This is a genomic window from Brevibacterium sp. FME37 (assembly GCF_014897485.1).
GTDB lineage: Bacteria > Actinomycetota > Actinomycetes > Actinomycetales > Brevibacteriaceae > Brevibacterium.
The window spans coordinates 384,142-405,339 of record NZ_JABUYE010000001.1 but is presented as its reverse complement, the minus strand read 5'-3'; the positions used below and the strand labels follow the sequence as shown (position 1 = coordinate 405,339).

Below are 21,198 nucleotides of genomic sequence, written 5' to 3'. Positions count from 1 at the left end.
TTACACACGGTAGTGGACCGACGGTCGGGTGTGAACCTGATTTCAAGCCTCAGCGCTCAGAATCGACTCACAGAAGTCACAACGCGAACTGAACGCATAGAACCCGAATTCGACTCCCCTGACTGTGCTCGACTCCCCTTGCAGACAGGGACATTTGCATGTGCGGACTGGCTCAGGCACCCGTGACATAGGCCGCCAGGTGGACCGCGGTCAACGGTGCGTCGGGCTCGGGAGCGGCGGCGACCAGCTGCTCCGGGGTGCCTTCGAACACGATTCGACCACCGTCATGACCCGCACCAGGCCCCAGATCGATGATCCAATCGGAGTGGGCCATAACAGCCTGGTGATGTTCGATGACGATGACTGTTCGCCCGGCATCCGCGAGGCGATCCAACATGTGAAGCAGATTCTCCACATCTGCAAGGTGCAGACCCGTTGTCGGTTCGTCGAGGATGATGACAGATGCAGAATCTGCAGCTTTGGCCGATAGGTGCGTGGCCAGCTTGAGGCGCTGCCGCTCGCCACCTGACAATGTCGTCAGTGGTTGCCCCAGGCTCAGGTACCCAAGCCCCACCTCGGCGAGGTGGCCGATGATTTTACTGACTGCAGGTATCCGCGACTCCCCTGTGGCAAAATACTCGACGGCGGCCGTCACCGACAGATCGAGCAACTCACGAATGTTCTTGCCGCCCAGGGTGTAGTCGAGGACCTCTGCCTGGAAGCCCTTGCCTTCGCACACATCGCACGGTGCCGACATTCCGGCCATCATTCCGAGGTCGGAATAGATGATTCCGGCGCCGTTGCAGACCGGACAGGCGCCTTCCGAGTTGGCGCTGAACAAGGCGGGTTTGACGCCGTTGACCTTGGCGAAGACCTTGCGGATGGGTTCGAGCATGCCGGTGTAGGTCGCTGGGTTGCTGCGTCGTGAACCCTTGATCGGTGCCTGATCGATCATGATCACACCTTCGCGCTGACGCAGCGATCCTGCGATGAGTGTGCTCTTTCCCGACCCGGCGACACCTGTGATTGCGGTGATCACGCCGAGGGGCACATCGACATCGACGTCGCGCAGGTTGTGGTCCTTCGCTCCCCTGATCTGAAGTTTCCCGGCGGGTTCGCGGGTTGTCGTCTTCACCTGGGTGCGGTCATTGAGATGTCTGCCGGTGAGAGTATCGCTGGATGTAAGTTCGTCGACGGTTCCGGTGAAGCAGATGTGCCCGCCGTTCGTGCCGGCCCCCGGTCCCAGGTCGACGACGTGGTCAGCGATCCTGATGGTCTCGGGCTTGTGTTCGACGACGAGGACGGTGTTGCCTTTGTCTCGCAGTGCGATGAGCAGCTCGTTCATCGCTGCGATGTCGTGCGGATGCAGCCCGATTGTGGGCTCGTCGAAGATATACGTGACATCGGTCAATGAGGACCCAAGGTGACGCACCAACTTAATGCGCTGCGCCTCTCCTCCGGACAAAGAGCCGGCTGAACGGTCAAGGGAGAGATACCCGAGCCCGATGTCGACGAAGGCCTGCACATCATTGGTCAGCGATCTCACCAGGGGACGGACTCCCCCGTCATCGATCTGCGCCAGCCAATCAAGGAGGTCAGAGATCTGCATCGCACACACCTCGGCGATGGACTGGCCGGCCAGCAACGATCCCCGTGCTGCCGGGTTCAGTCTTGTGCCGGCGCACTCGGGGCATTGGGTGTAGATGACCGCACGGTCGACGAATTCTCGCACATGCTTCTGCATCGCGTCGCGGTCCTTGGACAGGAACGAGCGCCGAATCCGTGGGATGAGGCCGTCGAAGGTCATGTTGGTGCCGTTGATGACGATCTTCTCGCTTTTGGCGTAGAGGAGATAGTGCCGCTCGTCCTCTGTATAGTCAGCGATCGCTTTGTCCGGGTCGAAATAGCCCGATTCCGAGTAGAAGCGCACACTCCAGCCCCCGGGTTTGTAGCCGGGTATCGTGATCGCACCCTCGTTGATTGATTTCGATTCGTCGACCACCTCGGCGATGTCGATGTCGGTGGCTGTGCCTATCCCCTCACAGTGCGGGCACATTCCTCCGTTGACGGTGAATGTCCGTCGCTCGATTTGCTTGTCGGCACCTTTGTCGATCGTCACGGCGCCTTTGCCGCTGATCGATGCCACGTTGAACGAGTAGGCGTTGGTCGACCCGAGATTCGGCTGTGCCAGCCGGGAGAAGAGAGTTCGCAGCTTCGCATTGATGTCGCTGACGGTGCCCACTGTTGAGCGTGGATTCGCTCCGATGCGTTCCTGGTCGACGATGATGGCCGTCGTCAGACCCTCCAACACGTCGAACTCTGGCCGTACCATCGCGGGCATGAAGCCCTGGACGAAGGCACTGTAGGTCTCGTTGATCAGGCGTTGGGATTCTGCGGCGATCGTAGAAAAGACCAAGGATGACTTACCTGAGCCGGAGACGCCGGTGAATATGGTGAGTCGTCGTTTGGGGATGTCGACGGAGACGTCCTGGAGATTGTTCTCGCGAGCTCCCTGAACGCGGATCAGCTCATGATGATCGGCTGGATGCACCACGGCGATCAGCCGCGCTGCTGGACACGGATCATGTTTCCGGCCGGGTCACGCAGTGCAAAGTCACGCAAACCGTAGGGCTGGTCCATCGGCTCCTGCACGATCTCCGCTCCCCTGGCCTCCACCTCGGCGAAGGCGTCATCGACATTCGTGCTGGCCAGAACTATGGCGGCATAGCTGCCCTTGGCCATGAGGGACTCAATGACCTCACGCTCGGCGTCGCTGATGGTCGGGTCGGTGATTGCGGGGGTGAGCACGATCGAGGTGTCAGGTTGGCCAGCAGGGCCAACGGTCAGCCAGCGCATCTGCCCGGATCCGACATCGAGACGAACCTCGAAACCGAGAATGTCGCGGTAAAAGGACAACGAGGCCTCGGCATCGGTGTGGGGCAAGAAGCTGGCGTTGATTGAAATGTTCATGATCGTCATCCTAGTGCGGGTCAACGGGTGGAACTTCTCGATTCCTGACCGGTCTGAGCACATTCTTCACGATGAGAGTGGGCAGGTCATGATCGCCTTCGACAACACCGGCACGGTACCGCGAGGGTGAGAGTCCCACGAGTTCGCTAAATCGGGTGCTGAATGTTCCCAACGATGAGAAACCGACCGAGAAGCAGACATCCGTGATCGAGAGGTCACCCCTGCGGATCAGCGACATTGATCGTTCGATGCGACGGGTCATGAGATAGGAATAGGGCGACTCACCGTAGGCGGCTCTGAACTGGCGACTGAGGTGACCGGCTGACATGTGCACCCCGGCTGCGAGCTCCTCCACATTGAGCGGTCGGTCGAACTCCCTGTCGATTCTGTCCCGTACGCGTCGCAGGAGGACCAGTTGGTGCCTGGGCACATGGTCGTTCCCGGACGCGTTCACTCTGTGTGGACTCCCTGGGTCAGGGTCTCACCGCGGAAGTAGCTCGGATGCATACGCGATTGGATGATCATGATGACCACGCCCAGGAGCAGAACTCCGATGCCCAGCACGAAGACCAGTCCGATGCCGAAGACCGAGGATCCAGATCCGTAGTTGGGGTCGAGGGAGTCGATCGCGGTGGTCACGAAGATCACCAACAGTGTCACTCCGCCGACGAGTGGGAAGAGGAACCTGAAGAAGAAGTGCTTGGCACCCGTGAACAGTGACCGGCGGAAGTACCAGATACAAGCCAGACCGGTGACCCCGTAGTAGAAGCAGACCATGAGACCCAGCGCGGTGATCGTGTCCCACAGTGCGTTCTCCGACAGCAGCCGCATGACGACGTAGAAGATGATCGCGGCCGCCGCCGAGGTGACGGTGGCCACCGATGGCGACTTGTACCGGGGCGAGATGTTTCCGTATTTCTTCGGCAGCGCGCCGTAGTGGCCCATGGCCAGGATCGTGCGTGAGGGTGAGACCATCGTCGACTGCAGCGAGGCCAGAGAACTGGAGAGGACGGCAATCGACACGAGGACCGCGAACGGCCCCATGACAGGGCCGGCGAGAGCCGCGAAGATGGATTCCTGGTTCTCCGGATTCCCTGCGCCCAATCCGTCTGTGCCGACTCCGGCGAAGGAGATGACGGCAACGGTGCAGGCGAGGTAGATGATGACGATGGCAACGATCGTGAGAATTGCGGCACGGCCGGGAGTCTTCTGTGGATCCTTCGCCTCTTCGTTCATGGTGATGACGGTGTCCCAGCCCCAGAAGAGGAAGATCGACAAAGACACAGCCGCAGCAACCGTGGAGAAGTCTCCGGCTTCGGCAGGGTTGAACCAGCCGAGCTCGATCGGTGTCGGGTCGAAGGCGGTGCCGTTGGACACGTGGACGAATGCCGCGATGACGAACCAACCGAGGGCGAGGACTTGGAACGCGACAAGCCAGACCTGAATCTTCTGGGTGGCTTCGACTCCGCGATAGGAGATCCAGGCAGCAGCCGCGGTGAGGATGATGGTGACAGGAATGTTGATCCACAGCACTCGGGTCAGATCGGCGATGCCGGGCTCGCCGAAGACCTGAGCCAGCAGCAGGAACAGGAAGTCCACGGCCACGGCGGCCAGGTTGGACAGCACAAGGACCGTGGCCGAAATCAGACCCCAGCCTCCCATCCAACCCAGCCAGGGCCCGAAAGCACGGGTCGCCCACGTGAACGTGGTGCCGGAATCGGGCATAGCCGTGTTGAGTTCGCGGTAACCGAAGACGACGAGCAGCATCGGAACGAAACCGATCAGCAGGATCGCCGGAGTGTGGACTCCGACCTGGGAGATCGTGGGTCCCAGACCCGAGGTGAGCGTGTAAGCAGGAGCAATGCAGGAGATGCCGATGATGGCACCGCCGATCGCCCCGATCTTGCCTGCGGACAGTCCCTTGGAGCTCAGGCCCGAGCCGGAGTCTCCAGGCTGGCTTCCGGCCGGGCTGGGAGGTGGAGTCGCCGAGGTCATCAGCTCAACCTTTCAGACGCGATTTCAGGTGCTCAAGATCTTTTCGGCAGTGTCCTGCCCGATCCTGATCGCACCGTCGACGTGCTGGTATCCGTGAGCTGCGATGTCCGAGCTCGCGAAATGAATGGGACCGACTGGATCGTTTTGGAACTGTCCCCATCGGTGCAGTCCCCCGAGGTCATAGCTTGTCGCATAGGCGCCTCGAGTCCATTCCTCGGAACCGAAGTCGGACAGATAGAACACCTCGGGTACCAGTGCCTGTGGGCCCAGGAAGTCGGCGAGTGATTCGAGGATACGCTGTCTGCGTGAGTCCTCGTCGAGGGCGAACATGGCATCGGCGTTGACGTCGGAGATGAAGCCAACGAGAGTCCCCTGGCTTTCACCGTAGTTGGTGTTGTCGTAGACCTCCTGCACCAGTTGCCCTGCACCGAAACCGGTTCCGCTCAAGCCGTCTTCGCGCCAGAACGGTGTCTTGTATGTGGCGTGGACCTTGATCACGAGGCCCATCGACTGGTGTTGATGGAAGACCTGTTGCAGGCGCGGCAGGTGCGGAGTGTAGCTGATGCGCGAGTACAGATTCGGTGGGACGGCCACGATCACACGGTTCGCTGACACCTGCATCGAATCGGTGCCCACCGTGACGGAATCTTCGCTCCATTCGATGGTGCGCACCGGGCTTTCGAGGTGAACAACGCCTTCGCCGAGATCGGCCGCCATCTGCTCGGACACCGACTGCATTCCTCCTACGACTCGGCGATCGAGGATGAAATGGTCGTCCACGAGATTGCTGAACGATCCTGCCGAGGCGGCCATGAGGATGGCCTGCAGTGCGGAGAATGCGGTGGCCGGCTTCGTCAGCATTCCTCCAGCGATGAACATGCCGATGTTCGCACACGCGACCTCATCATCCGATTGGGTTCGCAGCCAATGGTGGAACGACACAGAATCAAGCTCACCGGCGTCTTCGGCTGCCCAGGGTGCGGTGGGTCCGATGCGGGCTGCGAGCTCGTCTAATTGGGTGATCAGACGTTCCATCTCTGCCTGTGTGGACTCGGCCACCGGGAACATATCGCCGGTGTAGACGGAGCGTGTGCCGTCGGGAGCAATGTAGACGCTCTCGCCCTCCCGGTAGCGCTGATAAGTCTCTTTGCCCATATCAGCGACGAGTTCGAGGAGTGCCGTTTGGTCAGGTGAGATCCACTGACCACCGATTTCGTACATCTGACCGTCGATGTGGTTGGTCCATGTCCGACCCCCGACACGGTCCCTGGCCTCGAGGACCACAACGTCTTTGCCTGCAGCCTGCAGCGTTCGGGCCGCGCTCAGGCCGGTCGGCCCAGCTCCAACGATGACCACATCGCATGTTCGATCCGACATTCTGCTCTCCTTCGAAAGTTCCGCTTATGTGCTCAGAGTAGCCAGGGAACATCAGCCTGCCAAGGCGGGTTCAGGATCGCCTGCGGCGGTGCGAAATCGGTTTCAGCGGTAGTCACGTGCGTCCGCGCCCGAGTCGGCCTCCTTGGCTGCCATGAACGCCCAAGAATCCGGCCGGGAACCATCGATATCGTCGATGTCATAGAGATCGCCCAATTCGCAGCTGTTGAGGGTTCTCGTATTGAAGCGGTGTCGGTCTGGATCGGATGCGAGTGCCACGAGCGTTCGTCCCAGAAATTGCGGAGTCTCAGAGATCGCGAAATCTGCAGGCGGCAGCTCACGTGTCGGGTCGAGGGAATCCTCGAGCCAGCTCTGCTCGGTCGTGTCGAAGAGCTCGAGCATCATCTCCGATCTCAACCAGCCGGGGGTGATCGCTACAGCTGTGCACCCAGATTCCGCCAGTTCGTGGCCGAGCCCGAATGCCAGTCGGCTGACTCCGGTCTTCGTCAGATCGAGATAGATGCTCTCCCGGTAGTGCGAAGCATTGAACTCGTCCGTTCCATCGGTGATCTCGATGTGCAGACCTCCGGGTCTGCGAGTGAGCAGCGGCAAGGCGGCGTGCGCCGTGTTCAGATGCGTGATCAGTCCTGCATTCACCAGCCGCATTCCGGATTCGAAGTCGGTGTTCCAGAATTTCTCGCCCCAGGAGACATAGGCCTCTCCCCCGATGTCGTTGAGCAGAATGTCGAGTCGTCCGTGCTGCTCATCGATCCGCCGGATCACCTCGTCGATCATCGGCAGTTGCAGGTGATCGCAGACGATCGCCTCAGCGCGGCCGCCCTCTGCGCGTATCAGTTCGGCAGTGCCCTCGATGGTTTCGCTCCGGCCGTAGTCGGAGGGCCGCCTCGAGGTTGACCGACCAGTGCAGTACACGAAGGCACCGGCTTGGGCGAGATCCCGGGCGATGGCACGTGTGGCGCCGGCGACGAGAGCGACTCGGTCAGTGAGTGACTGCTGGTTGAGAGGAGCGAACTGGGATGCTGTCGATGCGTTGCGAGAAGTCATGGTGACACCGTCTCGTGCAATCACTGACATGCTATGTCAGTGTCCATGATTATTCTTGGTGGTCATGAAGGCAGCACGCTTGGTCTCGGAGATCGTCATCCTCAGTGCGCGGTCGGTGCCCATCACTGCTGCACGTCTGGCGGCTCGCCTCGAGGTCACGCAGCGCACCGTCTATCGCGATCTCGGTGATCTGTCTCGTATAGGTGTCCCCGTCGTGACGGAGTCCGGACCTGGCGGTGGCATCAGTCTGCTCGGGTCCTGGACCTCTCCCCTGTCGGGGATGACCCGTGATGAGCTGGATTCCGTGCTCATCGGAGGTTTCGCTGCGGCTGATCTCGGCTACTCCGGGGAGCTGGCGACCGCACGGGAGAAGATCCTCTCCGAGACGGATTCAGTCTTCTCATCGGATGTGCTCATCGACGGGCCCGATTGGTTCATGACACACGAGCGTCCGGAGGAGCTTTCGGTCATCGTGGCGGCGCTGCGTTCGCACCGGGGTCTGCGATTCGACTACGCAAGCGGCAGTGATTGCCTGATTCGCACCGTCATACCATTGGGACTCGTCGTCAAGGCAGGGCGGTGGTATCTGGCCGCGCAGCCACCTGGTGGCAGGCCACGGACCTACCGGGTCTCGCGCATCACTGAGATCAGACTGCACTACGTCTCAGTCTCACGCCCGCCGGGCTTCCACCTCGGCGACTACTGGGCGAGGTCTCAGATCGACTTCGACCGTTCGATCCGTTCTGTGACGGTAAAGCTGCGGGTGTCCAGCGACAGCCTCGGCGATCTGCGACGTGCGATTCCCGGTCGAATCACGGACGAGGCGATCGAGGCCGCCTCAATCGCAGATGGTGTCTCCTCAGCAGAGGAAGAAATTGTCGTCGACCTGCCGATGGAGCCATTGGATGTCGCCGTATCGCAGCTGATCACCATTCGCGAGGTCGAGGTGATATCACCTCTGGAAATCCGTACGGCGCTGCGCGAGCAGGCACGTCACACAGCTGTGTGCAACGGCCTCTGAGGAATCAGAACGACGTTTACTGAACCTCGTATTTGCCGTTGATCTGTCCGGCTCCGACTCCGCCGACAGCCTCCATGGCTGCCTTGGACAGGTCGATGCAACGGCTGCCATGGTAGGGCCCACGGTCATTGATGCGCACGGTCACGGATTTTCCGTTGGCGGTGTTGGTGATCTTGACCTTCGAGCCGAAAGGCAGTGTCTTATGCGCTGCGGTCAGCTTGTTGGTGTCGAAGCGCTCGCCGTTTGCGGTCTGCTCGCCATCGAATCCGTCTCCACCGCCGTAGTACGACATGGGGCAGGAACCGGACTCACCGGCAGACTCGCCGGACTTCGACGGTTCGTCGTTGGCATCGGGCGTCGACTTCTTCGACCCTGAGTCACCGCTGGCAGATTCCTTAGTCGCCGAGTCCTTCGACGCGGTTTCTGATGGCGTCGGGCTTGGGGTCTCGGTTTTGGACTCGAGAGAGATCTCGGCCGGCTTCTCCTTGGCCTGCTTCTTCGCTTTCGCCAGGAAGTCGTCCGGGGCCTGCGTCACTTCGGCATCCGCGACTATTGGGGTTTCAGCAACGACCAGTTGGTCACCGCCTGTGTTGTCGGGGACCATCGCCATGCTGGAAGCGACGACTGCGAAGGTCGCGGCCGTGGGAACGATGAACGCAGAGAGGACCGGGCGTGAGCGTACCGATGCCAACACTCCCCCGGCGGTGTTCGCAGCGGCATGGACTCGTTGCGGCGAATGCCGTCCGGGCTTCTTCTTCGCCGGTTTGAGCGCAGAGAAGAGCGAACCCGTCGTTGCCGAACGGGGTGAAGAGTGTTTTCCCACAGTGAAGTCCTCGTAGTCATTGGCCGGTGTTATCGGCAACCAAGAGTCTCTAAGGTTGAGGCCACCTCAACACCGACTCCAAGTTATCGGATCGTTACCTGACCACAGTCTAGTTAAGAAACTGTTACAAAAGCAATGCGGCACGCTCAATGAGCGTGCCGCATCGGTGAGTATCAGGTCACTTGGACTTGCGTGTGACCAGTCTGCGCATGCCATCGGCGCCAGTGGTCACAGACTCCTGGGCCTTGTCGAAAGCCCGTTCGACTTTCCCGCTGCGCACGGCATCGTCGATCGCGTGGGAGACATTGCCCAGCGCCTTCTTCACGTTTGTCTCGGTTGCCTCGATGAGGCGCGACCCCTTCGTCGCCTCGCGGGCGTTCTTCACCCCGCTGCTGGCAGCACCGTAGGCCCTGGTGGCAGCCGATCGCACCTTCTCCGTTGGTGTCCTCTTCGTGGAATCGATGACGTAATCAGGTTCGATCGGATCTTGTGTTCGGCTCATATCTCCATAGTTGTCGACCCCGACCGCAAGGTCAACAGCAACATAGGATTGGATCATGAATTCTCAGCCAGAAATCATCGCCCACAGAGGCGGGCAATGGCCCGGCATGAGTGAGAACACGCTCGAAGCATTCACTTCCGCCCATCGGGCAGGGGTGCACTGGATGGAGACCGACGTCCACGCCTCCGCCGACGGCATCCTGTTCGCAGCACATGATGCCGATCTCGACCGCATCGCCGGCCGTCCGCACAGCATCCGCGATCTCAAGGCAGCTGAACTCGACTCGATCGAACTCCTTGCAGGAGGCCATCTGCCTCGACTGACGACTCTCTTCGAGTCACTTCCCGAGGCGGCGTGGAACATCGATGTCAAGGCGCCCCACAGTATCGCACCGATGATCCGCACTATCCGCAGCACCCACTCCGAGGACCGACTCCGGCTCGCCTCATTCTCGTCTTCGACTCTGCGCAGACTGCGAGAGGCGCTGCCCGGCGTTCGCACATCGACCGGAGTGCAGGAATCCGCACTGTTTGCTGCCGGCAGCCTACCGGGTGTGGCCCCTGCCGGACCGTGCCCTCTGCCTGTGGGCCTCGATGCTCTGCAGGTGCCGATGTCATTCAAGGGCCTGCCCGTCGTAACGGTAGGGTTCGTCTCCCGCGCCCACGAGGTTGGACTGCTGGTGCACGTATGGACAATCAATGATGCCGCTTCTATGCGCCTACTCCTGAGCCTCGGAGTCGATGGCATCGTCACAGATGACGTCCCAAAGGGCCTGGATGAGCTCGCGGCATGGACCTGAGTGTCGGGAATAGGCACAGACGGTAGACTGTTCCTTCGTATGAGACGTCTGCAGTCGAGTCGGAAGGTGAGAGAGATATGAGCGAACGCAGTCTCCGCGGAACACAGTTGGGCTCACGCAGCCTGGAAACGGAAGAGGGAGTCGAACCGGCACCTCGCCAAATGGTCGAATTCGAGTGCGAAGACGGAACCAGGTTCAAGGTTCCTTTCTCGATCGAAGCCGACGTGCCCTCCACCTGGGATTCGGGCATCCACGGCGTCGGCACTCGTGTCGGCGTGAACGAACCCGATGGTGAGCCAGGCAAGCACGTGCGGTCCCACTGGGACATGCTGCTCGAGCGCCGGTCCTTCGACGAACTTCAGGTCCTGCTCGACGAGCGACTCGCTGTTCGCCGTGGTGAGGTACCTGCACAGGTGTGAGAGCCTCTGCACTCAATCACAACAGCGCACCTGAGCATGAAGGCGGGGTGCAGGTCCGATGACCTGCATCCCGCCTTCATGTCTGCCCCTGTGTCGTGTCTGCTGCTGGGCTCCTTCAGCCTGTTCGACCTGCCAACAGCGCCCGAAGGTGAATCAGCCCTCAGGCGGCCGGTCTGCGCGCGGTGAGGCGTTCGAGCACGCCTCGAGCCTGTCGTCCGCGGCGCGCCAGGCCCCAGCTGGCCACTTTGGTGAAGGCCTCGGAGATGATCGACCCACTCATCTTCGACTCCCCCAGTTCACGTTCGACGAAGACGATGGGAACCTCTGCCACCCGGAATCCGGCTTCGACGGTGCGGTAGGTCATGTCGATCTGAAAACAGTATCCCTGAGACTGCACGCCCGAGAGGTCCAGGTTCTTCAGTACCTCGCGCGAATACGCACGGAATCCGGCCGTCGCATCCTTGACTCCGAGACCCATCATTGCGTTGACGTAGATGTTGGCACCGCGGGAGAGGAAGAATCGTGAACGAGGCCAATCGACGATCGCCCCGCCCCTGACCCATCGTGAACCGATGACGAGATCGGCATGCCCCGCCTGGGCGACTGCCAAGAGCTGCCCGAGGTCCATTGGGCGGTGGGATCCGTCAGCATCGAATTCGCAGATGATGTCGTAGTCGCGCTCCAGAGCCCATTCGAATCCAGCGATGTAGGCCATGCCCAGACCGGATTTCTCGCTGCGGTGCAAAACATGCAGACGTGGATCTGTGCGTGCCTGCTCAGCAACCCAGTCACCGGTGCCATCGGGCGAGTTGTCATCGACGACGAGAACGTCGACGTCAGGCTGATTCTCAAACAGCCCGGACAGCGTCACGGGCAGAGCGAGTCGTTCGTTGTAGGTCGGGATGACCACCAGAGTCTTAGAAACCACGGCCACTACGATACGCCGCGCGGTGTGAAATATATGAGCCGACACTCACGCCTTCGGACCACGTTGGGAAACGAGTTATCTAATGACGAGAGTGCCGGCTCCATCCCAGCTGCTGTGGAATGCCAACCACGAATCTAGTACCTGCCGCGGTCTTTGCAAAATCGCTCTGACCTGGGGTTATGCTCAAATCTCCAGGTCAGACGCAAGGCAGAATGTTGAAAATACTTAGCTTTCGGCGTGTCGCCTTGACTCCTTCGAACGTCATCGAGAGGTGCCGTGCATATGGGTTCTAAGCATCCCCGACGGTTGCGATCCGTGTCGGCAGTGCAACCTCGGGTGAAAGTTCCGGCAGGCCGGGGGTGCCCGAGCGCGGATCGGTGCTCCACGCGGCTACGCGTTCATCTGCGACCTGAACCACGAGTCGATCGACCTGCCACCGCACGAGGTCCGCCTCAGCTCCGGGCGCGAGGACTCCCCCATCTGGGTTGCCGGCGGCCCGATGAGCGAACCGGGTGCCTGCGTTGAACGCCGCGCGCGCTCCGATTCCGTTCTCACCGACGACGGCAGAACGCACGGCGGCCCACGGAGATTCCTGGGAGTCGGTCCACGACACCTGGGCCCCTGCCGACAGCAGCTGCGCCAGAGGCTGCGGCTGTGCGGGGTCGAGGGTGATCGCAATGCCGGAGTAACCCAACGGTGTGACGAAATCATCGTCGACGCTGAAATTCAACAGCAGACGATATCCATTGCGCTGTGCAAGTGCTGCATGTTCGCGCACCCGGTCGAGGACCCCGCCGAGGCGGCGGTTCGACTCGACCTGGATGTACAGGGACGTTTCCGGCATCGTATCGAGGGCCAGGAAATCCGCGGCGGCGATACTTGCTCGCTCGGCGTCCGTATCCGACGCGGGACCGGCTTCGGAACTGAACTCGGGATACCCGATGACCCTCAGCCCCTGCGGTGCGCGGGCACGGAAGTCTGCCACTGCCTCGGCGCCACCGAGGACGTGGACGTGGGTGAAACCGGACTCGAGAAGACGGTCCCCGCCGGGGGCGCTGTCCCCAAGAGTCAATCCCCCGTGGACGAAACCGGGGGTGAGGAAGTCACCGTCAAGGTTGATCGCGTCGGGTTCTGCAGCCAATGCGGCTTCATCGGAGCCGATGAACGAGACCTTTCCGTCCTTCGTGCCCAAGGCAGTCGCAAAGGGGTCGACACTGCTGTATACATCTCCACCAAAGTACATAGTCACAGCCGACAGGCTACACCTCTCTCAGACTGTCTTTGCACTCGAGTCAGTGGTGTCGGGTATCGTCATCGAGTGTGAAGCCCTTGGTTCTGATCGACACGCCCGCCCTGTACTACCGTGCCTTCTATTCGGTTCCCGATTCGATCGTCAACGACGAAGGTCAGCCGGTCAACGCCGTGCGCGGCGTCCTCGATGCGATCGCGCAGATGATCCGCCGCTTCGACTCCCCACGAGTCGTGGCGACTATGGACGCCGATTGGCGGCCGGCCTTCCGCACCGCGATCATGCCCGAATACAAAGCAGCCCGGGTCAAGGACGCCGAAGCAGGCACTGAGATCCCACCCGAACTGGCTGTGCAGCTGCCGATCATGACTCGCGTCCTTCGTGCTGCCGGAATCCCCATCGCCGAGGTGGATGGCACCGAGGCCGACGATGTGATCGCGACCATGGCCGCCCAGTCCCGTACCCCGGTGGTCATCGTCTCCCCGGACCGTGACCTTCTCGCCCTCATCGACACCACCACGGACGTCAGCGTGCTCCGCCCGCGCAAGGGCGGCGAGTGGGAGGCCATCACGCAGGCCGATCTGCCCGAAGCCTACGGTGTGCCGGATGGAACCCGGTACCGTGAGCTCGCCGCGATGCGCGGTGATCCCTCGGACGGGTTGCCTGGTGCCCCTGGGATCGGCGAGAAGACCGCTGCAACGTTACTATCGAACTTCGGTTCCTTCGAGTCGATCATCAAAGCTGCGAAGGCGGGAGTGAAGACGGGTGGTCTCAGCCCCAAGCGAGCCACCACTCTGATCGAAGAAGAAGAGAATCTGCACAAGACCATCGAGGTCATGCGCTGTCTGACCGATGTCGCTCATGGACTCGACCTCGAATCCGTTCCGGGCGAGCTCGATCGCATTGCGGTCGAGGCGGCTGCTCGCGGCCAGAACATCCGTCGCTCGGTCGACAATCTCATTGCTGCTCTCGGCAGTGCCGACACGGAGTCCGGTGCCGACAGTCACCCCACTGGCACCAGCGCACCCGCTTCAGCTCAGACATCTGGTGCAGATTCGCCGACCGCGCCGCCTCCGGGACCGGTCTCTGCCGATTCGTGGTCGCAGTCTCGTCTGGTCGGATTCGATCTGGAGACGACGGGAGTCGACCCTGCGACTGCCAGAATCGTGACCGCTGCATTCGTCGAATCCGCTGAGAACTCACGCACCTGGCTGGCCGATCCAGGAGTCGAGATACCCGAACCTGCCCGGGCAGTTCACGGAATCACCACCGAATTCGCCCAGGCCAATGGTGCTCCCGTGGCAGACGTGGTCGCAGAACTCTGCACTGTCCTGGCCGATCTCAAGGCCGATGGTGCGGTGGTCGTCGGCCACAACATCGTCTATGACCTCAGTGTCATGGCGGCCGAGGTCAAGCGTCATCAGCCCCACATCGATCTTGCGGGCCTGCTGCCGACGATCGTCGATACCTTTGTTCTGGACAAACGCGTCGAGCAGTTCCGTCGCGGCAAAAGGACTCTGACTGAGACGGCCAAACGGTGGAAGGTGACGCTGTTCGACGCCCACGATGCGGCTGCGGACGCTCTTGCCGCCCTGGACATTTCCCGAGCGTTGGCCGAGAACTCGAAGGAGATCGCGAGCCTGACTCAGGACGAAATCATGGCCGCCCAAGGCGATTGGAAACGCGCCCAGGCCGCTGACCTGCAGTCGTGGTTACGCCGAAAGGGCAACGCCGATGCCATCGTCGATGGTTCCTGGCCCATGGCCTGAACGATAGAATCAACTGCGACCATCACTCGACGAAGGACGATAATGGGTTTCTTTTCACGACTGCTCAACCGACCTGGTGCTCAGGCCGACAAAGCCACGGGGTGGTTCGATAAGGCCGCCGACGATCTGGCGGCTGCGAGTCGTGAGTATGCGGAGTTGGATGACAGCGAACTGACGGAGGCCGCTGCCGATATCTTCACCTCAGGCTCTGCACAGGACAACCTCGTGCGCTACTGTGCGCTGGCCCGAGAAGCTGCCGAACGGGCGCTTGACGAGCGTGCCTATGACACGCAGATCAAGGGCCTCGTCGGGCTCCTGCAGGCGAATGTCGTGCAGATGGCCACGGGTGAGGGTAAGACCCTCGTCGGTGCTCTCGCCGCCGCCGGTTACGCTCTGCAGGGTCGCCGAGTCCACGTCGTCAGCGTCAACGACTATCTGGCTGTCCGCGACCGCACGTGGATGAAGCCTCTCTTCGATCTCCTGGGTGTGAAGTCAGCATCGATCTCCGGAACTCAGAGTGAGACCGAGCGCCGCGAAGCCTATGGCGCTGAGGTGCTCTATGCTTCCGTGACGGAAGTCGGCTTCGACGTGCTGCGCGATCGTTTCGTCACTGATGACGCCCAGATCCGCGTCCCTGAGCGTGATGTCGTCATCGTCGACGAGGCTGACTCGGTACTCATCGACGAGGCCCGTGTCCCACTCGTCCTCGCTGGATCTGCCAGCGTCGAAGACGCCAATGCTGCGATCGCGGCACTTGTCGAGACGCTGGAGCCTGGTGTCGATTACGAAGTCAGCCAGGATCATCAGGCCGTCTCGCTGACCGACGAAGGAATCAATCACGTCGAGGCCGAACTCGAAGTCGAGCTCTTCGGTGAAGACGCGTCCAATCTCGCCGCAGTCAACCTGGCCCTGTATGCGAAGTCCTTGGTCAATCGTGATGTCGACTATCTTGTCGTCGATGGACGGGTCAAGCTCATCTCAGCCTCCCGTGGGCGTGTGGCCGAACTCCAGCGTTGGCCTGACGGACTGCAAGCTGCGGTTGAGGCGAAAGAGGGTGTGGGCACCACCGAGAGCGGTGAAATCCTTGACCAGATGACCGTCGAAGAACTCATCCACGGCTACGAGACCGTCTGCGGAATGACCGGCACCGCGCTGGCTGTCGGCGATGACCTACGTGAGTTCTACAACCTTGAGATCGTGCCAGTCGACACGCACCTACCTGTCATCCGAGTCGACGAACCCGACCGGCTCTACACCTATCAGGAGTCCAAGGAACGCGCGATCGTCGACGAGGTCGCCGAGAACCACGCCAATGATCGTCCCGTGCTCATCGGGACTTCCTCGGTGGCAGAGAGTGAGTCACTGGCGGCACGGCTCATCGAACGCGGCATCGACGTCACGGTCCTCAACGCCAAAGACGACTCTCTTGAAGCCGACGTCATCGCTGCCGCCGGCGCCCCCGGAGCCGTCACAGTCTCGACCCAGATGGCTGGACGCGGCACCGATATCCGCCTGGCCGACGACAGCGTCGCCGAGTCCGGCGGCCTGCTGGTCATCGGCGCCGGACGTTACCTGTCCTCACGCCTTGATGACCAGCTGCGTGGGCGCGCCGGACGTCAGGGTGACCCTGGGACCTCTGTGTTCTTCACCAGCCTCGAAGACGAGCTCTTGACTCGTGTGCCGGAGATCCAACGCTTCGTCTCCGAAGGTGACGAGACCGGGTGGATCGAATCGAAGCGTGCACTGGGCCTCGTCGAACACGCTCAGCGCGTGGCCGAAGGCCAGAACACAGCTCTGCACCGCGACACCTGGAAGTTCAACGAACTCATGGCCAAGCAGCGTGACCTCGTCCTGTCCCGACGCAAGGAGCTGCGCGACGATGACGAGGCCATCAACGAGCTAAAGGAACGCCTGGGCGATGTGGCGACGGACCTGTCGGCCGAGCACTCACAGGAACTTGTCGACGCCACGCTGCGCGAAGTCATGCTCTTCCATCTCGACGCCCGCTGGGTCGATCATCTCGCCTTCCTCAACGATCTGCGTGAGGGTATCCATCTGCGCACCTTCGCACGTGAAAAACCCCACGAGGCGTTCAATACGGAGTCGATCCGCGTCTTCTCCTCGTTCTGGTCAGACGTCATCGAAGATTCGGCGTCGACGGTCGAAGAGGCGGAGTTCACGGATACCGGAATCGACCTGGAATCCCACGGCCTCAAGCGGCCGTCGTCGACGTGGACCTATCTGACCACGGAGAGCGCATTCGGCTCCGACATCGAGAACATCGTCAAGAAGGTCAAGCGCTGAGAAGTTCCTGGGCCCGCCTCCATCTCCGAAGGCGGGCCCAGATTCTCGGTTGCCCAATGCCCGGTTGCTCGATTGCCCAGCACCGTAGGCGAACTGCTGCTCAGGAGTCTGCGACGACTCCGCGGCGGATAGCTTCGATGGTGCGACGGATACGCACAGCGGTCTCCAGTTCGGCGACCTCGGCAACCTGACCGAGTAGGTCAAGGCTCTGTTTGGCCCACCGTACGAAGTCTCCGGCAGCGATGTCTGTGCCGCGAAGGGAGTCTGCGAGGTTCTTGCCTTCGGTCCACCGATACATCGGTTTGAACAGCCCCCGGTCGGGTTCCTGCGTCGTTGACAGGGCGTGCTGCTCCTCAAGTTGGAACAGTTTGCGCCAGATCGTCACTGCCTCATCACCGTTGACCTTGAGGTCGCGGCTTGGGGCCCGTTCAGGATGCAGGGTGTCACCGCGTCGGGACTGGAAGACGAAGCATGAGGCGAATCCCGCGAGCTCAGGTTCGACGAGGTTGTCCCACAGCCCGGCCCGAATGGTCAACGCTACGAGCAGGTCCCGTTCGCCATAGATGCGACGCAGCATGTCCGACTGCTCGGGATCGAAGCCGAGTGTGCGCAGCACGTCTTGAACACGTTCGAACACGAGAGCGATCGACGTGGTTCGTCCTTCGATCCGGGCGATGAGCGAATCGTTCTCCTTGACCAGTTTGGCCGCTCGGTTGGCCCACCTGGCGTGCATCTCGCGGTCCGGGCAGTCGTGACAGGGATGAGCGCGCAGCTGCGCGGTCATCTCGGACACGCTCGAGCTGATACCGGAGGCACCGGATGAGGATTGCCACTGCGCCTGCGAATCGACCTTGCCGTCGTGTTTGGCGTCGTTGAGGATGCCCAGCAGCTGCCTGCGGTCCCCTGCCTGCCTGTGATTGAATTTCTTCGGCACACGCACCCGGCCCTGTGCTGCCAGCGGCTCTGTCACCTCATGGGGGCGCAGATGCCAGACCTTCCCCTGCTCGGTGAGCACCGTCGGCAGGCGTGATTCTCCATCGCGGGAGCTCATGGGTGCAATGATGACGGCAGTGCCCTCAACGCGTTTCGCAGGCAGGGTGACGACATTGCCGACCTTGAGTGCGCTCAGCGACTCGACGATCTCGCGCTGCCGGTTCTTCGACTTGGTGCGTGTCTCCTGCTTCTCGGCGTCGCTGATGGCCTGCCGCAGACGCGCGTATTCGGCGAAGTCGCCGAGCTCGCACTGCATCGACTTCTCATAGGCTGCGATCGTTGTTTCGTTCTTCCGCACCTTCTTCGCCAGCCCCACGACGGCCTTGTCGGCCTGGAACTGTGCAAAAGAGGTCTCGAGGACCTTCGCGGCCTCGGCAGAACTCATTCTCGACAGCAGATTCGCCGTCATGTTGTAGGTGGGTCCGAACGCGGAGTTGAGCGCATACGAACGGTTGGAGGCCAGCCCCGCGATCTCATTGACCTCGAGGCTGGGGTGCCAGACGACCACGGAATGCCCGATCTTGTCGATGCCGCGGCGCCCGGCTCGGCCCGTCAGCTGGGTGTACTCCCCCGGCGTGATCGATACGTGGGCCTCACCGTTGAACTTCACCAGCTTCTCCAGGACGACCGTGCGGGCAGGCATATTGATGCCCAAGGCCAGAGTCTCCGTGGCGAAGACGACCTTGATGATCCCCTGGGAGAAGAGTTCCTCGACGAGCTGTTTGAACTGCGGGATCATTCCGGCGTGGTGGGCGGCGACTCCCAGCAGCAGACCTTCCCGGAACGAATGGAATCCGAGAATGCCGAGGTCCTCGCTGGCGAGCTCATCGCGCAGCCTCTCGAGTGCTGCATTGATGATGACCTTCTCTTCGCGGGAGTTCAGGTCATAGCCGGAGGCCAGATACTGTTCCACCGCCTCGTCGCAGGCATTGCGGGAGAAGATGAACATGATCGCCGGCAGCATGCCGGTCTCTGCCAGGGAGGACACGACCTGAGTGCGACTGGGCCTGCGGAAGCGCGCTCGGGTGGCTCGCTCACGCCGCGAGCGGGGACCACCATGGGTCCGGGTCGCGTGGTTGAGGGCTGGATCGATCCGTTCGGAGTCGTGATGGGTGAAGAGATCGTACATGCGGTGGCCGACGAGGACATGGTTGACCAGCGGCACCGGGCGATGAGTGGTGGAGATGACGGTTGTGGGTCCGCGCACCTCGCGCAGCCAGGCACCGAACTCCTCGACGTTGGATACGGTCGCAGACAGGGACACCATCTGCACCCGATCCGGCAGGTGGATGATCACTTCTTCCCAGACGGGTCCGCGGAAACGGTCGGCCAGATAGTGCACCTCGTCAAGGACGACGAACCCGAGGTCGGCGAGTCCTGACAGGTCGTTGTAGAGCATGTTGCGCAGGACTTCTGTCGTCATCACGATGATCGGCGCATCGCGACGGATCGAGGTGTCACCCGTGAGCAGCCCGACGTTCTCCACACCGTGAACATCCATGAGGTCATTGAACTTCTGGTTGCTCAGTGCCTTGATCGGCGTGGTGTAGAAGACTCGCTTGCCTTCGTCCCTGGCCAGTTCAACGGCGAATTCCGCGATCAGGGTCTTGCCAGCACCTGTGGGCGCCGTGACGAGGACGTCTTTGCCTTCCTGCAGCTGTGTGCAGGCTTCGAGCTGGAAGTCGTCGAGCTCGAAGTCTGTTCTGGCTGAGAATCGGCCCAAGGGAGTCTGGGCCTTCTTCGTCCTGTCCCGATAGTCGGCATAGGCGGCCGAAGGGCTCAGCGGCTTCGCATCTGCCGAAGGTTCGGTCGGGCTCGAGGATTCAGTCATGCTTCTCTCAGTCAATCGGTTCGTCGGGGTCGACCCACAGGCCTTGTGCGATGAGGCGCTTCTTGCGTCTCCTATCGTTGAATACGCAGATCACCCACGCCAAACAGAAGAGCGTCATCATCGGGATCACAAGGAAGAACATCGACATCGCGTCGGGAGTGGGGGTGGCAATGGCGGCAAACAGGAAAACGAGCATCACGATGATCCGCCAGGACTTCTGGATCCTGACCGCTGAGAGGATTCCCATCATGTTGAGCCCGACCATGAGCACCGGAAGGACGAATGCCAGACCGAAGACCACGATGATGACCATCACGAAGCTCAGGTAGTCCTGGGCAGGGATGATGTTCGTGCCGCCAGCTGGGGTGAATGACGTCAGTGCTTTGACAGCGTTGGGAAGGGCGAAGAAGGCCATCGTCGAACCCGCGAGGAACAGCGGAATGGCTGCACCGAGGAAACCGACGGAGTACAGTTTCTCCTTCTTCGTCAGTCCAGGCACTATGAATGCCCAGACTTCATAGAGCCAGATCGGGCAGGACAGAAAGATGCCGATGAAGAACGACAGTTTGATCTTCAGATCAAACGGTGAGGCGACTCCGGCGAAATTGATCTCAGCGGTTCGGTCGCCGGAGGCACGGATGCTGCGGATCGGTTCCTGCAGGATGTCGAGGACCGGATCATAGAGGAACCATCCGGCGACGGCGCCGAGGGCGATCGCGATCGCCGCGACAAGGGCACGATTCCGGAGTTCGATGAGGTGCCCGACGACGGGCATCTTCCGTTCGGGGTTCTTCCTCCGTGCCGAAGACGACTGCCGGTCGTTTTGCTCTTTCACTTCTCGTGAGACTGCGGATCCTGCTTTTCCTGCGCAGGCTGCTCAGGCTTTCGGGTAGCCTCGGCGGTCGACGAGGTGTTGTTTTCGGTGGCTTCGCGATTGAGCTCGCCCGGTTCCGTCTTCTTGGGCTCATCGTCATCACGGAGATCCTTGACCTCTGCTTTGAAGATCTTCATCGACTGACCAAGGCTTCTGGCCAACGCCGGCAGCTTGGGTGCGCCGAAAATGATCACGATGATGAGGATGACGATCGCGATCTGCACGAAACTCGGTTTCATGGGGACTCCTTGACTATTGTCTGCTCTGAAAGATTCTACGCTG

General features: G+C 61.2%; 18 protein-coding genes. 5 read left to right on the top strand and 13 right to left on the bottom strand.

What is annotated here, in order from left to right; all coding sequences use genetic code 11:
- Positions 1–172: 172 nt before the first annotated feature.
- From INT29_RS01805 to INT29_RS01780, 6 genes are all read right to left on the bottom strand, one after another.
- On the bottom strand, positions 173–2,554 hold the full coding sequence (locus INT29_RS01805; protein ID WP_193070543.1) for an ATP-binding cassette domain-containing protein: 2,382 nt from the start codon (positions 2,552–2,554) through the stop codon (positions 173–175).
- A gap of 5 nt (positions 2,555–2,559) precedes the next feature.
- On the bottom strand, positions 2,560–2,979 hold the full coding sequence (locus tag INT29_RS01800; RefSeq protein WP_219618917.1) for a VOC family protein: 420 nt from the start codon (positions 2,977–2,979) through the stop codon (positions 2,560–2,562).
- Between the two features lies 1 nt (position 2,980).
- Entirely contained in the window at positions 2,981–3,424 is a 444-nt protein-coding gene (locus INT29_RS01795) for a helix-turn-helix transcriptional regulator (RefSeq protein ID WP_193070542.1), read from the bottom strand.
- Positions 3,421–4,965: an APC family permease gene (locus INT29_RS01790; RefSeq protein WP_101574422.1), complete on the bottom strand. Its 1,545-nt coding sequence runs from the start codon at positions 4,963–4,965 to the stop codon at positions 3,421–3,423. The genes INT29_RS01795 and INT29_RS01790 overlap by 4 nt, the downstream gene beginning before the upstream one ends.
- A 24-nt stretch (positions 4,966–4,989) precedes the next feature.
- Entirely contained in the window at positions 4,990–6,342 is a 1,353-nt protein-coding gene (locus INT29_RS01785) for a flavin monoamine oxidase family protein (RefSeq protein WP_193070541.1), read from the bottom strand.
- A gap of 102 nt (positions 6,343–6,444) precedes the next feature.
- Positions 6,445–7,404 carry an SDR family oxidoreductase gene (locus INT29_RS01780; RefSeq protein ID WP_193070540.1) on the bottom strand — a complete coding sequence of 320 codons (960 nt, stop codon included), beginning with the start codon at positions 7,402–7,404 and terminating at the stop codon, positions 6,445–6,447.
- A 64-nt stretch (positions 7,405–7,468) separates the two neighbouring features.
- Between INT29_RS01780 and INT29_RS01775 the strand changes: the two genes are divergently transcribed.
- On the top strand, positions 7,469–8,425 hold the full coding sequence (locus INT29_RS01775; protein WP_226841511.1) for a helix-turn-helix transcriptional regulator: 957 nt from the start codon (positions 7,469–7,471) through the stop codon (positions 8,423–8,425).
- Between the two features lie 16 nt (positions 8,426–8,441).
- Here INT29_RS01775 and INT29_RS01770 read toward each other — a convergent pair whose 3' ends face one another.
- On the bottom strand, positions 8,442–9,287 hold the full coding sequence (locus INT29_RS01770) for a septal ring lytic transglycosylase RlpA family protein (RefSeq protein ID WP_226830509.1): 846 nt from the start codon (positions 9,285–9,287) through the stop codon (positions 8,442–8,444).
- 139 nt (positions 9,288–9,426) lie between these two features.
- Positions 9,427–9,750, bottom strand: coding sequence for a hypothetical protein (locus INT29_RS01765; RefSeq protein WP_226830508.1), 324 nt, complete (start codon positions 9,748–9,750; stop codon positions 9,427–9,429).
- Between the two features lie 55 nt (positions 9,751–9,805).
- On the opposite strand from INT29_RS01765, the gene INT29_RS01760 reads away from it, so the two are divergent.
- Together INT29_RS01760 and INT29_RS01755 are read left to right on the top strand one after the other, a co-directional pair.
- Complete coding sequence (locus INT29_RS01760) at positions 9,806–10,549, top strand: glycerophosphodiester phosphodiesterase family protein (protein ID WP_193070538.1); 744 nt, start codon at positions 9,806–9,808, stop codon at positions 10,547–10,549.
- 77 nt (positions 10,550–10,626) lie between these two features.
- Positions 10,627–10,968, top strand: a complete 342-nt coding sequence (locus INT29_RS01755) for an RNA polymerase-binding protein RbpA (protein WP_101574428.1) — start codon at positions 10,627–10,629, stop codon at positions 10,966–10,968.
- A 160-nt stretch (positions 10,969–11,128) separates the two neighbouring features.
- Here the strand turns inward: INT29_RS01755 and INT29_RS01750 are convergent, their stop codons facing one another.
- Entirely contained in the window at positions 11,129–11,902 is a 774-nt protein-coding gene (locus INT29_RS01750) for a polyprenol monophosphomannose synthase (protein ID WP_193070537.1), read from the bottom strand.
- A 283-nt stretch (positions 11,903–12,185) separates the two neighbouring features.
- A complete protein-coding gene (locus INT29_RS01745) occupies positions 12,186–13,139 on the bottom strand; it encodes a metal-dependent hydrolase (RefSeq protein WP_193070601.1) in 954 nt (317 codons plus the stop codon).
- Positions 13,140–13,225: 86 nt separating this feature from the next.
- Here INT29_RS01745 and INT29_RS01740 point away from each other — a divergent pair, with 86 nt between their 5' ends.
- Together INT29_RS01740 and secA2 are read left to right on the top strand one after the other, a co-directional pair.
- Positions 13,226–14,914: a 5'-3' exonuclease H3TH domain-containing protein gene (locus INT29_RS01740; protein ID WP_193070536.1), complete on the top strand. Its 1,689-nt coding sequence runs from the start codon at positions 13,226–13,228 to the stop codon at positions 14,912–14,914.
- Between the two features lie 42 nt (positions 14,915–14,956).
- On the top strand, positions 14,957–17,218 hold the full coding sequence (gene secA2, locus INT29_RS01735; RefSeq protein WP_193070535.1) for an accessory Sec system translocase SecA2: 2,262 nt from the start codon (positions 14,957–14,959) through the stop codon (positions 17,216–17,218).
- Positions 17,219–17,318: 100 nt separating this feature from the next.
- On the opposite strand, the gene INT29_RS01730 is transcribed toward secA2, so the two are convergent.
- From INT29_RS01730 to tatA, 3 genes are read right to left on the bottom strand one after another with little or no spacing between them, the layout of a single operon-like run.
- Positions 17,319–20,042, bottom strand: a complete 2,724-nt coding sequence (locus tag INT29_RS01730; protein ID WP_193070534.1) for a DEAD/DEAH box helicase — start codon at positions 20,040–20,042, stop codon at positions 17,319–17,321.
- A 7-nt stretch (positions 20,043–20,049) separates the two neighbouring features.
- Positions 20,050–20,877 carry a twin-arginine translocase subunit TatC gene (gene tatC / locus INT29_RS01725; protein WP_413463150.1) on the bottom strand — a complete coding sequence of 276 codons (828 nt, stop codon included), beginning with the start codon at positions 20,875–20,877 and terminating at the stop codon, positions 20,050–20,052.
- Positions 20,874–21,155 carry a Sec-independent protein translocase subunit TatA gene (gene tatA / locus INT29_RS01720; RefSeq protein ID WP_101574435.1) on the bottom strand — a complete coding sequence of 94 codons (282 nt, stop codon included), beginning with the start codon at positions 21,153–21,155 and terminating at the stop codon, positions 20,874–20,876. The genes tatC and tatA overlap by 4 nt, the downstream gene beginning before the upstream one ends.
- Positions 21,156–21,198 lie beyond the last annotated feature (43 nt).

Coding starts and splice junctions, on each gene's coding strand:
- INT29_RS01780 (WP_193070540.1), bottom strand. CDS start 7,404: ATGACTTCTCGCAACGCATCGACAGCATCCCAGTTCGCTCCTCTCAAC.
- INT29_RS01800 (WP_219618917.1), bottom strand. CDS start 2,979: ATGACGATCATGAACATTTCAATCAACGCCAGCTTCTTGCCCCACACC.
- INT29_RS01730 (WP_193070534.1), bottom strand. CDS start 20,042: ATGACTGAATCCTCGAGCCCGACCGAACCTTCGGCAGATGCGAAGCCG.
- INT29_RS01765 (WP_226830508.1), bottom strand. CDS start 9,750: ATGAGCCGAACACAAGATCCGATCGAACCTGATTACGTCATCGATTCC.
- secA2 (WP_193070535.1), top strand. CDS start 14,957: ATGGGTTTCTTTTCACGACTGCTCAACCGACCTGGTGCTCAGGCCGAC.
- INT29_RS01785 (WP_193070541.1), bottom strand. CDS start 6,342: ATGTCGGATCGAACATGCGATGTGGTCATCGTTGGAGCTGGGCCGACC.
- INT29_RS01775 (WP_226841511.1), top strand. CDS start 7,469: ATGAAGGCAGCACGCTTGGTCTCGGAGATCGTCATCCTCAGTGCGCGG.
- INT29_RS01760 (WP_193070538.1), top strand. CDS start 9,806: ATGAATTCTCAGCCAGAAATCATCGCCCACAGAGGCGGGCAATGGCCC.
- INT29_RS01755 (WP_101574428.1), top strand. CDS start 10,627: ATGAGCGAACGCAGTCTCCGCGGAACACAGTTGGGCTCACGCAGCCTG.
- tatA (WP_101574435.1), bottom strand. CDS start 21,155: ATGAAACCGAGTTTCGTGCAGATCGCGATCGTCATCCTCATCATCGTG.
- INT29_RS01745 (WP_193070601.1), bottom strand. CDS start 13,139: ATGTACTTTGGTGGAGATGTATACAGCAGTGTCGACCCCTTTGCGACT.
- INT29_RS01790 (WP_101574422.1), bottom strand. CDS start 4,965: ATGACCTCGGCGACTCCACCTCCCAGCCCGGCCGGAAGCCAGCCTGGA.